This is a genomic window from Actinoplanes sp. NPDC051633, from assembly GCF_040681735.1.
Taxonomy (GTDB): Bacteria; Actinomycetota; Actinomycetes; order Mycobacteriales; family Micromonosporaceae; genus Actinoplanes.
This window is the reverse complement of sequence record NZ_JBFAZH010000068.1, coordinates 1-13,778: the sequence shown is the minus strand read 5'-3', so window position 1 is coordinate 13,778 and position 13,778 is coordinate 1. Positions and strand designations below refer to the sequence as shown.

18 protein-coding genes and 3 tRNA genes are annotated in these 13,778 nt (G+C 69.6%); 6 read left to right on the top strand and 15 right to left on the bottom strand.

The features are described 5' to 3' along the window. Positions 1-132 precede the first annotated feature (132 nt). On the top strand, positions 133-525 hold the full coding sequence (locus tag AB0M20_RS06800) for a hypothetical protein (RefSeq protein ID WP_364294896.1): 393 nt from the start codon (positions 133-135) through the stop codon (positions 523-525). Positions 526-529: 4 nt separating this feature from the next. On the opposite strand, the gene AB0M20_RS06795 is transcribed toward AB0M20_RS06800, so the two are convergent. From AB0M20_RS06795 to AB0M20_RS06775, 5 genes are all read right to left on the bottom strand, one after another. Further along, on the bottom strand, positions 530-847 hold the full coding sequence (locus AB0M20_RS06795) for a hypothetical protein (RefSeq protein ID WP_364294893.1): 318 nt from the start codon (positions 845-847) through the stop codon (positions 530-532). A gap of 227 nt (positions 848-1,074) precedes the next feature. Further along, positions 1,075-2,115: a hypothetical protein gene (locus AB0M20_RS06790; RefSeq protein ID WP_364294890.1), complete on the bottom strand. Its 1,041-nt coding sequence runs from the start codon at positions 2,113-2,115 to the stop codon at positions 1,075-1,077. A gap of 65 nt (positions 2,116-2,180) precedes the next feature. Continuing rightward, positions 2,181-2,843, bottom strand: coding sequence for an alpha/beta fold hydrolase (locus AB0M20_RS06785; RefSeq protein WP_364294887.1), 663 nt, complete (start codon positions 2,841-2,843; stop codon positions 2,181-2,183). Between the two features lie 156 nt (positions 2,844-2,999). Beyond that, on the bottom strand, positions 3,000-3,749 hold the full coding sequence (locus tag AB0M20_RS06780; RefSeq protein WP_364294884.1) for a methyltransferase domain-containing protein: 750 nt from the start codon (positions 3,747-3,749) through the stop codon (positions 3,000-3,002). A 13-nt stretch (positions 3,750-3,762) separates the two neighbouring features. Continuing rightward, positions 3,763-4,185 carry a nuclear transport factor 2 family protein gene (locus AB0M20_RS06775; protein WP_364294881.1) on the bottom strand — a complete coding sequence of 141 codons (423 nt, stop codon included), beginning with the start codon at positions 4,183-4,185 and terminating at the stop codon, positions 3,763-3,765. 95 nt (positions 4,186-4,280) lie between these two features. Between AB0M20_RS06775 and AB0M20_RS06770 the strand changes: the two genes are divergently transcribed. From AB0M20_RS06770 to AB0M20_RS06760, 3 genes are read left to right on the top strand one after another with little or no spacing between them, the layout of a single operon-like run. Then, positions 4,281-4,652: a YciI family protein gene (locus AB0M20_RS06770; RefSeq protein WP_364294878.1), complete on the top strand. Its 372-nt coding sequence runs from the start codon at positions 4,281-4,283 to the stop codon at positions 4,650-4,652. Continuing rightward, the gene (locus tag AB0M20_RS06765; RefSeq protein WP_364294875.1) at positions 4,640-5,857 is read left to right on the top strand and encodes a sigma-70 family RNA polymerase sigma factor; all 1,218 of its coding nucleotides are present in this window, start codon (positions 4,640-4,642) and stop codon (positions 5,855-5,857) included. The genes AB0M20_RS06770 and AB0M20_RS06765 overlap by 13 nt, the downstream gene beginning before the upstream one ends. Further along, the gene (locus AB0M20_RS06760) at positions 5,857-6,648 is read left to right on the top strand and encodes a DUF817 domain-containing protein (protein ID WP_364294872.1); all 792 of its coding nucleotides are present in this window, start codon (positions 5,857-5,859) and stop codon (positions 6,646-6,648) included. The genes AB0M20_RS06765 and AB0M20_RS06760 overlap by 1 nt, the downstream gene beginning before the upstream one ends. On the opposite strand, the gene AB0M20_RS06755 is transcribed toward AB0M20_RS06760, so the two are convergent. The 10 genes from AB0M20_RS06755 to AB0M20_RS06710 all read right to left on the bottom strand — a co-directional run bounded on the left by AB0M20_RS06755 (position 6,609) and on the right by AB0M20_RS06710 (position 12,302). Continuing rightward, entirely contained in the window at positions 6,609-6,971 is a 363-nt protein-coding gene (locus AB0M20_RS06755) for a hypothetical protein (RefSeq protein ID WP_364294869.1), read from the bottom strand. The two genes, AB0M20_RS06760 and AB0M20_RS06755, sit on opposite strands and share 40 nt — an antisense overlap. Before the next feature lie 9 nt (positions 6,972-6,980). After that, entirely contained in the window at positions 6,981-7,211 is a 231-nt protein-coding gene (locus tag AB0M20_RS06750) for a hypothetical protein (protein WP_364294866.1), read from the bottom strand. A 2-nt stretch (positions 7,212-7,213) separates the two neighbouring features. After that, positions 7,214-7,660 carry a MerR family transcriptional regulator gene (locus AB0M20_RS06745; RefSeq protein ID WP_364294863.1) on the bottom strand — a complete coding sequence of 149 codons (447 nt, stop codon included), beginning with the start codon at positions 7,658-7,660 and terminating at the stop codon, positions 7,214-7,216. A gap of 99 nt (positions 7,661-7,759) precedes the next feature. Continuing rightward, positions 7,760-7,836: transfer RNA gene (locus AB0M20_RS06740), tRNA-Phe, on the bottom strand. A gap of 13 nt (positions 7,837-7,849) precedes the next feature. Further along, positions 7,850-7,923, bottom strand: a tRNA-Asp gene (locus AB0M20_RS06735). A gap of 23 nt (positions 7,924-7,946) precedes the next feature. Then, positions 7,947-8,019, bottom strand: a tRNA-Glu gene (locus tag AB0M20_RS06730). A 142-nt stretch (positions 8,020-8,161) separates the two neighbouring features. Then, positions 8,162-9,172 (bottom strand): MerR family transcriptional regulator, encoded by a 1,011-nt coding sequence (locus AB0M20_RS06725; RefSeq protein ID WP_364294899.1) that lies wholly within the window; start codon positions 9,170-9,172, stop codon positions 8,162-8,164. Further along, positions 9,162-9,737, bottom strand: coding sequence for an isopentenyl-diphosphate Delta-isomerase (gene idi / locus AB0M20_RS06720; RefSeq protein ID WP_364294860.1), 576 nt, complete (start codon positions 9,735-9,737; stop codon positions 9,162-9,164). The genes AB0M20_RS06725 and idi overlap by 11 nt, the downstream gene beginning before the upstream one ends. Then, on the bottom strand, positions 9,734-11,206 hold the full coding sequence (gene crtI / locus AB0M20_RS06715; protein ID WP_364294857.1) for a phytoene desaturase family protein: 1,473 nt from the start codon (positions 11,204-11,206) through the stop codon (positions 9,734-9,736). The genes idi and crtI overlap by 4 nt, the downstream gene beginning before the upstream one ends. Before the next feature lie 16 nt (positions 11,207-11,222). Then, the gene (locus AB0M20_RS06710) at positions 11,223-12,302 is read right to left on the bottom strand and encodes a polyprenyl synthetase family protein (protein ID WP_364294854.1); all 1,080 of its coding nucleotides are present in this window, start codon (positions 12,300-12,302) and stop codon (positions 11,223-11,225) included. A 67-nt stretch (positions 12,303-12,369) separates the two neighbouring features. Here AB0M20_RS06710 and AB0M20_RS06705 point away from each other — a divergent pair, with 67 nt between their 5' ends. Beyond that, positions 12,370-13,260 (top strand): phytoene/squalene synthase family protein, encoded by an 891-nt coding sequence (locus AB0M20_RS06705; protein ID WP_364294851.1) that lies wholly within the window; start codon positions 12,370-12,372, stop codon positions 13,258-13,260. Continuing rightward, the coding region (locus tag AB0M20_RS06700) for a deoxyribodipyrimidine photo-lyase (protein WP_364294848.1) at positions 13,257-13,778 on the top strand (522 nt) is incomplete at its 3' end. The genes AB0M20_RS06705 and AB0M20_RS06700, both read left to right, overlap by 4 nt.

Here is a 13,778-nt window from a genome sequence, read left to right as displayed (position 1 = left end):
CGTCATCACCGACGAGCTCGGCGACCGGGTCTGCACCGCCCGCCTCACCTGCCTCCTGCGGGCCGGTTGAGTTCCCACCCGGTCCCTCGGCTCGCGATGCATTCCTTGACGGAACCACGTACGTTCTTCTGCGTGACCGATGTACCACAGCATGCGCTCGACGACGCTGCGCAGGTGTTGCACTGTGCGCTCAGCGGAGACAGCGATGCCGTGGTCGGCACGTTCGACGCGGTGGTCGACCGCTCGGGCGTGGTCGGCGCCTACGACGTCGCCTGGTGCCTGGCCGCGACCATGGTCGGGCAGAACGTCCCGCTCGGCGGCGCGTGGACCCTGGACTTCCCCGGGATCGACGACGCGCGGTACGACAAGCGGTGGGTGGCCCGGTTCGTCAGTGCGTACGTGAACGGCGACGTGCCCACCGGCGAGGCGCTCTTCAGCGCCGCCATCTCCGACGGCCAGCTGCCGGAGTGCCTGCTGGCGCTGGCCGGCTCGACGGTCGCGACGCTGCGCCACCGGGCCGCCTGATCTTCTAAAGGTCGTCGCAGTTCTTGAGGTAGAGCGCCTTCGCGTACTGCGCCGCCGCGGCCTCGTTGTACATCGTCGCCTGGCTCATGTACCACCCGTTGTCGGCCAGCGCCTTCTTCGCGGCCGTCATGCCGGACCACCGGATGTCGGCGTCGACGTCGGTCAGGCCGCGTGCCTTGAACTGCCGGCGCATCTGCATCTTGCCGACCCGGAACGACTCGGCGGCCTCCTCGGCCTGCCGCATGCAGGACATGCCCTTTTCGCTGAGCGCCTCGGCCAGCGTGTAGGCGGCCTGCTCGGCGGCGTTCTTGAACTTCAGCACGACGCTCCTCTCTGTGGACCGCTCCTGATAGTCCCGGATAGCCATACGTAGCCAGGCCCTCGAACGACGGCGCTAACCGCTGGATGCGGAAAAGGGCAAAACGGCCCGTCACCGCATCGAGTGACCAGCGGGCCAGCCGCCGACGTGGGCAAAGCGGGCGCAGGTACACCTGAATCGAAGGACCGAACACGGCATGCGCTCGGGCGGCTGAGACCGCCGAGTGGTGCTTAAACGATCAAGGCCTCGGCGATCCGCCTGGGGACGCAGTCCGCACCTCGATCCAGTACCTCACGCAGCGGTTCCGCCAGCGTCGACGAGTCGCGGTCGATCGCAGCCGACCAGGCGGCCGGGTAATAGCGGGCCAAACTGGAGAGGCCATACAACAGTCCCCACCACAACATCAGCGGTAGTGGTGACACCGACTCGGCGACGGACGGCAACACCCATCCGACATACGTCGGATGGGGCCACTTCGGCGCCGATGCGTCCACTGTCACGCACGAGAAAAGGTCATCTTCAAGCTTCCAGAGATCTCGCGGCAGCAGGGACGCCGGTGCGGCGCGGGACACGATGACCCGGCCCGTGCTGGCGTCCCGGAGAACGGTTTCGCTCGCGCGGACATAAGCGGCGGACGTTTCTCCAGGGTTGAGCGCCCGACACCCCGCCAGTGATGGGTAGCGCTCGATGGCCGCGTTCACCTCGGCGCCAGTCTGACCGGGCATCGTCAGCCAGGCGCCCACCGAGCCGCCGGTGGTGGTGGGTTCGTCCGGCTCTGGCGGCAGCCTCCTCTGCCCGAGGTTCGAGCTCAAGGGCGGCCACCATTCTTCGTCGCTGTGCTGCCGAGGGACATCAGCGTCGACGAGATCCGGGTTGGCGCGCCACAGAGCACCCAACTCGACCCGTTTCGAGAGACCGGGAGAACCGGTTGCGCAGGCCACGTCTTGGAACGCTCCCTCTGCTGGTGGTTTGGGAGTTTTCAAGCCACCGGTGAGGATCTTCTCCTCCTGATCCAGGTGGAACGACAGGCCGTGTCCTCGGATCTCCGCCTTGTTCGGATGGTGAGCTGCCACAATCGCCCTCCCCGCCTGGGACAGCATGTAGAACAGCGGCAGCGGCTTGCTGGCGTAGCCGACCGCTTCGGCCGCGCGTGCGAGTTCCTCTGCCTGTTGGAGCGCAGCGCCGAAGATCTGACGGCGCAGACCTTCGCGGGCGAGCCCGGGCGGTGCCGAGCGAAGAGTCCCGATGGTTCGCCATGCAACGGAGGTCATCGGTAAGTCATACCGCCGCATTGCGGCGAGCCGCCGGACCGGTCTCGTTCGAGTGAGTCAGCGGATCAGAGGTCGGTGAGCAGGGACAGCACCCGGCCGGGGCCGTCTCGCAGGACGTTGTGGGTTGTCGGCCACTCTTCGTAGTGCCAGTCCGGGTCGTTCCGGACCCGCTCCATCGCCGTCGGCGCCTGCAGGCCGCCCGGCGTGTCCAGCGCCGCCGCGAACCGCTTGATCGGCACCCGCTCCCACGCACCGGTCAGGCGCACCCGTTGCAGCAGCGTGGCCAGCGGATGCGGGCGCGCCCGGTCGTCGAAGAACGGCAGCGGGGCGAGCGACACACCCGTCTCGCCGGCGCCGTCGATGAGCGACGCACGGATGTAGTCCGGCGCCACGTCCCACGACGACTCACCGTCGCGCGGCACGTCCGCGTCGAGGTAGACCAGCGCCCGGATCCGCTCCGGCATCCGGTCGGCCACCGCCGTGATCACCATGCCGCCGTAGCTGTGCCCGACCAGCGTGGCCGGGCCGTCGCCGGCGAGGACCTCCGCGGCGACCTGCGCCACATGGGTGTCGAGGTTGACGACGTCCTTGGTGAGGTCGTCATCGGGGCCCAGCCCGGCCGGGGTGACCGCCACGGCCTGATGCCCGTCCGCTGACAGCGCGTCCACGACCGGTTCGTACCACCAGCCGCCGTGCCAGGCGCCGGGGACGAGGACAAACCTGCTCACGCGGCGATCCGTACCCACGGTCGAGGGGGATCAACCTGAGGGCAGGCGCAAGCGCGTGCCCTCAGGAATCGGCCGGCCGTGTGGGACCGGCTCAGAGGCCGGTGATGAGGACCCAGATGATGTCGCCCGCGGGATGCATGGGCACAGCTTAGTCCACTATGGTCGCCGGGCCAGCAACGAGAATGCATTCGGCAGCCGGCCGTTCCAGGCGGACGCCGTCACGCCGCCCATCCGCCAGAACGGTTCCGGATACTCCGCCAGGTGCTCGATCCGCAGACCCGCCGCCGCGAGTGTCGTCACGATCTCGCCCAGCGTGTGCTGCCACTGGATCGCGCCGTTGGCCGGAAACGAGTCGTTCTCATGGCTGCGGGCGAAATAGCCGCGGTCCGGGCGGATGCGAGCCTCGTCCGCGTCCCAGCTCCACAGCGGAGCCGCCGGGTGTTCCTCGTAGATGAAGAGGTGGCCGGAGGGGCGCAGCAGGCGCACCACGTCGGCCGCCCACGCGGCCAGATCCGGCATCCAGATCAGGGCACCCTTGCCGGTGTAGAGCAGGTCGGCGCACGCCGCGGCCAGGGGTGCGCCGGGGAGGGCCGCGACCACGTATCGGCACGGCACGTCCAACTCGACGGCGCGCCGCCGCGCCGCGCGTACCGCGACCTCGCTGAAGTCGACGCCCACAACCGAGCTCGCGCCGGCCCGCACCAGCGCGACATCGTCAGTGCCGTTGCCGCTCTGCAGGTGCACCACCTCTGGCGATCGCGCCAGCACATCGCGCAGCAGCGCGCGCTCCACGGGCAGAAGGGAGGTACCCGACGCCGCCGTCGCCAGCATCGCCGGGTACTCCCTGACGTGTTTCTCGGAGGCGACCTCCCAGGCGCTCCGGTTGCCTCGCGTCGTGGCGTCCACGACGGAGAACCTATTACGGCTCCAGGTGGATGGAGGCGGCGAACGACCCGTCCATCTCGAACGGGACCGACTGGTGCTCGTGGGTGATCTGCCACCGGCCGTCGATGCGGCGCAGCGCGTACGTGACGCGGTACCAGAGCGTGAAGCTCTCCGTCGACCCCTTCGGGGTGGCGGACAGGCCCTCGATCGCCGTGGCGTACGCCAGATCGCCCTCCTCGGTGATCTCCAGGTCGCGGATCTCCAGGTTCATCTGGCTCTCGAAGGTGGCGAGCCACTGCTCCGCCGGCTGCGGGTCGCGGGCGTCGTCGAGCTGGCGCAGCGGCGGCGCGAGGTTGTAGATCACGGCGCCGGGCGCGTACCCGGCGGTCATGGCTTTGGGGTCTTTGGCGCGGATCGCGTCGGCCTTCTGGTGGAGAAGTTCGCTGATGGTCGTCATCTCGGCCTCCCGGGTGCGAACGATGGGTCACCGGTACGTAGAAGCGGGCGGCCCGGTTTCGACGTCCCGATGACAGAATTTCGAAGGAGGCAGACATGAAGTACATGATCCTCATCCACTCGAACCCGCAGTCGCTGGCGCTCTGGGAGACGCTGACCGACGAGCAGCAGATGGACCTGGGCCGCGGTCACATGAAGCTGACCGAGGAGCTGGCGGAGTCCGGCGAGCTGGTGGTCTCCGAAGGGCTGGCCGACCCCGCGACGGCCCGGTGGGTGTCCGTCCGCGACGGCGAGAAGATCGTGTCCGACGGACCGTTCGCCGAGGTCAAGGAGCATCTGGCGGGCTTCTATCTGATCGAGTGCGAGAGCCTGGAACGCGCGATCGAGTGGGCCGCCAAGGTCCCGGACGCCCACCTGCGCGAGGTCGAGGTGCGGCCGATCCTCGACATGAGCGGATGGGAGTTCTGAGCGGGCGTCCCATCGAGGACCTGCTGCGGGAGTGCGCGCCGCAGGTCCTCGGCGCCGTTGTGCGGCGGTACGGCGACTTCGCGACCTCGGAGGACGCGGTGCAGGAGGCGCTGCTCGCCGCCGCGCAGCAGTGGCCGGTCGAGGGCATCCCGGCACAGCCCAAGAACTGGCTGATCACCGTTGCCGCCCGTCGCCGGATCGAGCTGCTGCGCAGCGAGGAGGCCCGCCGCCGGCGGGAGGAGGCGGTGTACGTCGCCACGCCGGAGCCGCCGCCGGTCACCGAGGTCGACGACTCCCTGACGCTGTTACTGCTCTGCTGTCACCCTGCGCTAACCACGGCGTCCCAGGTGGCCCTCACCCTGCGTGCGGTCGGCGGCCTGACCACCGCGGAGATCTCGCGCGCGCTGCTGGTGCCGGAGAAGACCGTCGGGCAGCGGATAAGCCGGGCCAAATCGCGGATCAAACAGAGCGGCCTGCCGTTCCGCATGCCCCCGCCGGCCGAGTCGGAGGAGCGTTTTTCTTCCGTACGCAAAGTCTTGTATCTGATTTTCAACGAGGGATACACGGCGACTTCGGGTACGCGATTGCACCGGGTCGAGTTGTCCGCGGAGGCGATTCGACTGACCCGGCAACTGCATGAACGGCGCCCGGACGACGGGGAGACGGCGGGCCTGCTGGCGCTGATGCTGCTCACCGACGCGCGCCGGCCGGCCCGGGTCACGCCGGACGGAAACCTGGTGCCGCTGGCCGAGCAGGACCGGACGCTCTGGGACAGGCTCGCGATCGACGAGGGCATCGCGCTGATCACGTCGACCTTGCAGAAGGCGCCGATCGGCCCTTACCAATTGCAGGCCGCGATCGCGGCGGTGCACGACGAGGCGACGCGCGCCGAGGAGACTGATTGGCCGCAGATCCTCGAGTTGTACGGGCTGCTGAATGCGCTCGAACCGGGCCCGATGGTGACGCTGAACCGGATCGTCGCGAAGGCCATGGTGGACGGTCCGGCATCGGCTCTGAACGACCTCGCGGCCGCCTCCTTTCCCGAGGGGCATCACCGGGTGGCCGCCGTGCGCGCGCATCTGCTGGAGATGGCCGGCTCTTTTGGCGAGGCGCGTGAGCAGTACCGTTTGGCGGCGCGCACTACGCTCAGTGTTCCCGAGCAGCGCTATCTGGAGTCACGGGCATCGCGACTATGCGACAACTGATGAGGTTCGCGTGGCTGGAGGCGCTGAGTTGCGTCTTCGCCGCCGCGGTCTTCGTTCTGCTGGCGGTCAGCAAGGTGTGGCACGGCCCGATCCCGCGGTACGACTTCCTGCTGCTAGGTTGCCTGCTGGTCACCGGGCTGCTGTGGGTGACCGGCGTGGAGACCGGCCGCGAGGTGCTGGTGATCGGGCTGTTCCACGTGGTCGGGCTCGCGTTGGAGCTGTTCAAGGTGCGAGTCGGGTCGTGGTCGTACCCGGAGGACGCGTACACGAAGATCCTCGGGGTTCCGCTGTACAGCGGCTTCATGTACGCCGCGGTGGGCAGCTATCTGTGCCAGGCGTGGCGGCGGCTGGAGCTGGGGCTGATCGACTACCGGCCGGTGCCGACGGCGGTCGCGGCGGCGGCGGTCTACGCGAACTTCTTCACCCACCACTGGCTGCCCGACCTGCGGCTGCTCGGCGCGTTGTTGCTGATCGTGGCGACCTGGCGGACCACGGTGACGTTCCGGGTGGGCGAGACGCGGTACCGGATCCCGTTGTGGCTTTCGTTCGTGTTGATCGGCGGCTTCCTGTGGCTGGCCGAGAACGCCGCGACCCTGCTCGGCGCCTGGCAGTACCCGGATCAGACGGACGTGTGGCGCATGGTGCACGTGTCGAAGTTCGGCTCGTGGGCGCTGCTGGTCAGCGTGAGCTTCGTGCTGGTCGCGGCGTTGAAGCGGCTGGACATCCGGCGGCGCGGCGTGGGCGCCTCCGACTACGACTTGCCGATGCCGGCCTTGTCGTCGAGGAGCTGAAGCAGGTCGTACGCGGCGCGCTCGACGTCCTTGTGCCGCCACTCCGCGGCGCGGTAGACACAGGCGATCAGGCCGCTGCGGTGCAGCCGGCGCAGATCGCCGCAGACGAACGCGTAGCGCGCTTTGGTCTCGTCGCCGGGGCCCTCGGTCAGCCCAAGGAACCACTGCGCGTACTGCTCCCACGAATGAGATTCGAGGTACTTGTTCTCGTCGGCGGCGCTGGGCTGCGAGTCGCCCCAGTCGCTGTCCAGAACGTACTGGCGGCTCTCGATCAGTTTGCGGGCGTGCTCGACCCCCGCGGTGTTGACGGTGTAGGACGCCATGACCGCAAGCTACCCGCTCGGCGGGCCACCCGCGCTCCGGCGGAGCCCTCCCCGGCTGGTGATCACCCGATAGCCGTCCTCGAACTCGATCAGCGCGGTGTTGCGGCCACCGCGGACGAGAACGCGGCAGGCGAGCCCGGAGCGGTCGGCCCCGTCGCCGAACCAGGGCGTCCTCCACCGCACGCCGGGCAGATCCCAAGTGCGCAGCCGCCAGACCCAGACATAGGGAAAGTCATGCACCTTCACTCCGGGCGATCGCCGATGGTCAGGAAGGGGATCGGGCACTCGGCGCAGGTGCAGTTGGTCAGGCTGTCGCAGCGCGCGTCGACGACCCGTTTCAGGGCGCCGCGGATCACCTGGAGGTCGACGATCTTCGCCTCGATCTCGGCGAGCTTGTCCACCGCCCGTTGCCGGAGGTCGGGAGCCGGGTGGCCGCCGCGACCGGCGTCGATCAGCTCGGCCACCTCGCCGAGGGTGAACCCGAGACGTTGCGCGGCCTTGATGACACCGAGCAGCGCCACGGTGTCCGGCGGGTAGAGCCGGTGTCCGCCGAGGGAGCGGGCCGGTTCGCTGAGCAGGCCGCGGCGCTCGTAGTAGCGCAGCGTCTGGATGTTGACGCCCGCCATCTCGGCGACCTCGCCGGTGCGGAGCCCCGCCTTGGTCGCGTTCATCGGCGCATCTGTCGTCATCGTTCGACGATAAGCCTGTACCTGGGTACCGGTTGCAACCTGCGCGGTGGAACGCAAAAACGCCGACCGGCGTTCCCGCTGGTCGGCGCTGTGTTGTGCTGGTGGCCAGGGGCGGGGTCGAACCGCCGACCTTCCGATTTTCAGTCGGACGCTCGTACCAACTGAGCTACCTGGCCGTGATGGTCGTTGCGGTCCTGACGGGACTTGAACCCGCGACCTCCGCCTTGACAGGGCGGCGAGCACTCCAACTGCTCCACAGGACCTTGCTGAAACGCCGTAACTACCGTACCCCCAACGGGATTCGAACCCGTGCTACCGCCTTGAAAGGGCGGCGTCCTGGGCCACTAGACGATGAGGGCAACTCCGCCATCATTGCATACCCGCAATGTTGCCGGTCGCATGCCCCAACCGAGCCCCGCTTGAGGCTCCGAAAGCATACGTGATGCCCCAGCCCGCCACCAAACCGGTATCCGCCGACTCGCTGACCTGCCGAAAGACCACTTACTGGGTCGCCGCGGCGGTCAGTGCGGCGATCGCCTCCTGCAGGTCGCCGAACAGCGAAACCTCGGCCGGCAGGGTGTCCTTCACCCAGCCGGGACCGGCCGCGGCGACCAGGAGCGGCCGGTGCGGGCCGTGCAGCAAGCGCTCGAGCTGCGCGGCGTTGCCGGTGTGCGGGGTCTGCGACCAGAGCAGCACCGCGGCCGGGCCGGTGCGTTCGATCGCGTCGCTGAGCGAGGCCGGTGGGACACGGGCGCCCAGCAGCCGGGTCGGCACGCCGTTCTCCGCCAGGGCCGCGGCCAGCGCCTCCAGCGGCAGCGTGTGCTGCTCCTCGTCGGCGGCGGCGAGCAGGATCCGGGGCGAGGTGCCGGCCGGTGGGCGCGAGACGCCGCTCAGCACCTCGGTGACGGAGCGGGACAGCAGGTGCTCGACCTCGATGTAGCGCAGCGTGGCCGCGTACCGTTCGCCGATCCCGATCAGCACGGGCATGATCACCTCATCCCACGCGCGCACCACCCCGCGCCGCTGCACGACCATCTCCAGCAGGTCTCGCTGGGCCGGACCGTCCAGGCGCATGGCGGCGCGAGCCAGTCCGCGGGCCGTGGGGCCGGCCCGCCCGACCGGGATGGCGTGGCCACCGCCGTCGCGCGTGTTGCCGCCGGGCGCGGCGCCGTCGCCTGCGGCGCCGTCCGGAGAGGCGCCGTCGGATGCGGCGCCGTCGGGCTCGATCTCGGCTGCGGCCGCGGCCCAGCCCGGGTCGGCGGCCGGTGCGGAATCCAGGGGTACGGGCACACGCTTGGCCCAGGCGGCCGCCTCGGCGGGGGCGACACCCTGCGCGGTCAGTCGCCGCATCACTTCCAGGCGATCGAGGTCCTCGGCGGTGTAGCGCCGATGTTGTCCGGGCACGTGGCGGCTCGGACCCAGCCCGTATCGCTGGTGCCAAGTCCGCAGGGTGGTGACGGCCACGCCTAATCGACGGGCGACCGCCCCAGCCGTCAGTGCCTCACCCATCACCGCCCCGCTCAACGACCCTCGCGCGTTCGGGACTTGCGGAGGCGAGCACCGCGAGCACGCCGGTCAGCCAAGGGACATAGGTACGTGTGTCGGCCGCCACCGCCTCGGTCAGCACGTCCATCGGCACCCATTGCAGGTCGGCCACCTCGGCCGGGTCGGGCTCGGAGTCGACATCGGCCGGCACGTCTCCCACCAGCACATGATCATATTCGTACTCCACCCGGCCGCTCGCCGGGTCCTCGGCGTAGTACGGATACACGCCCAGGATCTCGAGTGCGACCCCGCTGACCCCGACCTCCTCGGTCAGCCGTCGCTGCGCCGCCACCACCAGGTCCTCGCCCGGCGCCGGATGCCCGCAGGCCGTGTTGCCCCAGCGCAGCGGGAACCGCGTCTTCGCCTCGGCGCGCTGCTGCAGCAGCACCCGCCCGTCGCCGTCGCGCAGGAAGACGGAGAAGGCCCGATGCATCTGCCCGGGCGCCCGGTGGACCTGATCCACGGTCGCCGACCCGATGGCCGTCCCGGTGGCGTCGACCAATTCGACGAGATGTGTCTCGCGAGTGCTCATCGGGCCGCCCCGGTGATCCGGGATGCCGCGAGCTTTCCGGAAATCAGCACCATCGGCACGCCGACACCCGGTTGGGTGCCCGAACCGGTGAACACCACGTTCTCCCCGAGAAGGTTGCCCGGGCGGAACGGCCCGGTCTGCGTGAAGGTGTGCGCGGCGGCGAATGGTGTGCCGGCCGCCATGCCCTGCGCCTCCCAATCCGCCGGCGTCACGATGCGCTCGACCTCGACGCCCGAGCGGAAACCGACGTATCCGCGTCGTTCCAGCTCCGCCATCAACTGGTCGGCGTAATCGTGCCCGAGCGACGCCCAGTCCAGCGGCGCCGTCACCAGATTGGGTGTCGGCGCCAGCACGTAATAGGTCTGCTTGCCGGCCGGGGCCGCCGCCGGATCGGTACGCGTCGGGTTGGTGACCAGCAGCGACGGGTCGCTCATCAGCTCGCCGCGTCGGATCACCTCGTCGAACGTCCCCTTCCAGGCGCCGCCGAAATGGATGTTGTGGTGCGCGATCTTCGAATACGACGCGCTCGATCCGAGATGAAGGACCACACAGGACGGTGAGTAGCGTAGCCGCCGTTGCCGCCGCGCCGGCAGCAGATCCCGGTACGCCACGGGCAGGTCGGGATTGAGCACGACGACGTCCGCCGGAATGCGTCGTCCATCCGTGGTGATCACCCCGGTGGCCCGCCCGTTCAACACCTGCACCGACTCGACCGTGGTCCCGTACTCGAATCGCACTCCATGCTTTTCGGCAGCCGCGGCGAGAGCCTTGGGCACGGCGTGCATGCCGCCCTTGGGGTAGTAGACGCCCGCCACCGAGTCGAGATATGCGATGACCGCGTAGATGGCGAGCGCGTCGTGCGGCGCGAGGCCGGCGTACATCGCCTGGAAGGCGAAGATCCGCCGGGTACGAGGATTCCGGAAGAAGCTGTCGATCTTGGTTTGCAACCGGCCGAACCCGCCCATCCCGAGCAGCTTGAGCAGGTTCAGGTTCATCAGGTCGAGGGGCGTGTCGAGGTTCTTGTCGATGAAGTGGTTGCGTTCGAGCTCCCACAGCTTTCGGGCGTAGTCGACGAAACGCAGATAACCGTCCGCCTCGCGGGGCCCGCACACGCGGGAGATCTCCGCCGCCATGCGGACCGTGTCCGTCTTGACGTCCAGAGTGGACCCGTCGGGGTAGTACGCGCGGTATGCGGGGTCCAGTGGCGTCAGCTCGAGCCAGTCCGACAGCTCCTCGCCCACGGCCGCGAGCGGCTCGGCGATCAGCTCGGGCATGGTCAGCACGGTCGGGCCGGTGTCGAACTCGTACCCCTCGGCGGTGAGCCGGCCCGCGCGCCCACCGGGCACCGGCTCGCGCTCCACCACCGTGACCTGCCGTCCCGCCCCGGCGAGGTGCAGGGCGCAGGCGAGCCCGCCCAGGCCGGCGCCCACGACGACAACCCTCTCGGTCGGTCCGGTCACGGTTCGCACAAGCACTCCAAGGGGGTCAGGCGGGACGATGTGTCGCGGCGTCGGCGAGCTGGGTGAGCGCCGCCCGGGCGTCAGGGTGGATCGGCGCCTCGTCGAGCGCGGCGACACCATCCTCCACGCGTTCTTTGATCAAGGACTCGATTTCGTCCGGCGCGCCGGTCTCAGCGATCAGGTCGGCGGTCGGCTTGTCGGCGAGGCGGGTCAGCTGGGTGGGGGTGGCGAGCTGCCGGGCGAGCATGAGCAGCGCGGTCGGTTTGCCGGTGCGCAGATCGTCATCGGCCGGCTTCCCGGTGACCGCCGGGTCGCCGAACACGCCGAGCAGATCGTCGCGCAGCTGGAACGCCTCGCCGACGCAGGCGCCGTAGGTGCCGTATGCCTCGTCGACGGCGGAGGACTGGGACGGCCCGGCCAGCGTCATGCCGAACTGCAAAGGGCGCTGCACGGTGTAGCTCGCCGTCTTGTGCCGGGCCACGAGCAGCGCCCGCTCGAGTGACCACTCCGAGGGCCGCGCCTCACCCAGCACGTCGAGATATTGCCCTGCGACCGCTTCGATCCGCATCCGGTCGTAACACGCACGCACCGCGAACAGGGTCGCGGTGGACAGCGGGGTGCGGGCGAGCAGCTGGTCGGCCCAGATCAGGCAGAGATCGCCGAGCAGTATCGCGGACGAGGACCCGAAGCGGGACGAGTCGCCCAGCCCGCCCTCCTGCCCGTGCTGGGTGGCGAAGATCCGGTGGGCGGTCGGTGCGCCGCGCCGGGTGGCCGACTCGTCCATCACGTCGTCGTGCACCAGCGCGAAGGTGTGCATCAGCTCGAGGGCGGCGATCGCCGGCAGCACCGGCTGGATCGGCTCGTCCGGACCGACGACGCCGCGCCAGCCCCAGTATGCGAACGTGGGCCGCAGCCGTTTGCCACCGCCGAGGACCAGGTCGCAGGCGGTCTGGGCGAAGCGGCTGAGAGCGGGGTCGATGGTATCGAGCGCGTTGATCTGGGTAGCCAGGAAGTCGATCAGGGTGCCCTCGATCTGCCCGACCAAATCGGTATCCCCGCGCTTCTGGCGCGGAAGCGTGCGTCCCTCGAGGGTGTGATTGGCCACGAGAGGAACGGTACCGTAGTCTGCCGGTTGCGTCGATTCGTGCGTCGATTTGTGATGAGGTGGAGACGTGGAGACCGATCTCGGAGCCGCGTACGACCGCTGCCGTGCGCTGCATCGGCGGCACGGCCGCACGTATTACCTGGCCACCCGCCTGCTGCCGGCCTGGAAGCGGCGGCACGTGCACGCCCTGTACGGCTTCACGCGGTACGCCGACGAGATCGTCGACCGGACCGAGGCGCTGCCCCCGGCCGAGCGAGCGGCCCGGCTGACCGAGTGGTCCGACCGCTTCATCGCCGGGCTGCGCGGCGAGCCGATCGACGACCCGCTGCTCCCGGCCGTCCTGCACACCATCGCGGTCTTCGACCTCGACCTGGAGGACTTCGACAAGTTCCTGCGCAGCATGGCGATGGATCTGACGGTCACCTCCTACCCCACCTACGACGACCTGCTCGACTACATGGAGGGCTCGGCGGCCGTGATCGGCACGATGATGCTGCCGATCCTCGGGTCGGACGATCGCGCCGCGGCCCGTGAGCCGGCCCGTCAGCTCGGCCTGGCCTTCCAGCTGACGAACTTCATCCGGGACGTGGGGGAGGACCTCGACCGCGGCCGTACTTACCTGCCCGACGAGCATCTGGCGCGGTTCGGCGTGACCCGCGGGGCACTCGACCGGCGGGTCGCCACCCCCAAGATCAAAGACCTCATCAGGTATGAGGTGAGCGTCGCCAAGCAGCACTACGAGCAGGCCGCTCCCGGGATCCCGCTGCTGCACCCGGCCTCGCAGGCGTGCATGCGCACCGCGTTCCGGCTCTACGGCGGAATCCTCGACGAGGTCGTGGCCGCCGACTACGACGTCTTCACCCGCCGGGCGACCGTGCCCAACTCCCGCCGCGCCTCGGTCGCGATCCGTTCCCTGCTCACCCGGCCCGGCACCCCGGTCGAGATGGTCGCCGCATGAGGACCGCCGTCGTGCTTTTCACGCGCGACCTGCGCGTCCGGGACAACCCGGCGCTGGCCGCCGCGTGCGCCAACGCCGAGCGGGTCGTGCCGCTCTACGTGCTCGACCCGAAGCTGCAGGACCTCTCGCCGAACCGAACCCGCTTCCTGCATCAGGCCCTCGCCGACCTGCGCGAGACCCTGCGCGGCAGGGGCGGCGACCTGGTGATCCGGCGCGGTGACCCGGTCGCCGAGACGATCAAGGTGGCCCGGGAGGCGCAGGCCGAGGGCATCGCGATGGCCGCCGACGTCAGCAGTTACGCGAGCCGGCGCACGAAGCGCTTCGAGGAGGAGTGCGAGAAGCACCGGCTGTCGTTGCGCCTTTTCCCGAGCGTCACCGTGGTCCGGCCCGGGGATGTACGCCCGGGCGGCGGCGCCGACCACTACCGGGTCTTCTCGCCATATCACCGCGCCTGGGCCGCGGCGACGTGGCGGGACGAGGTGGCCACCCCGGGCACCATCACCCTGCCCGACGGCGTC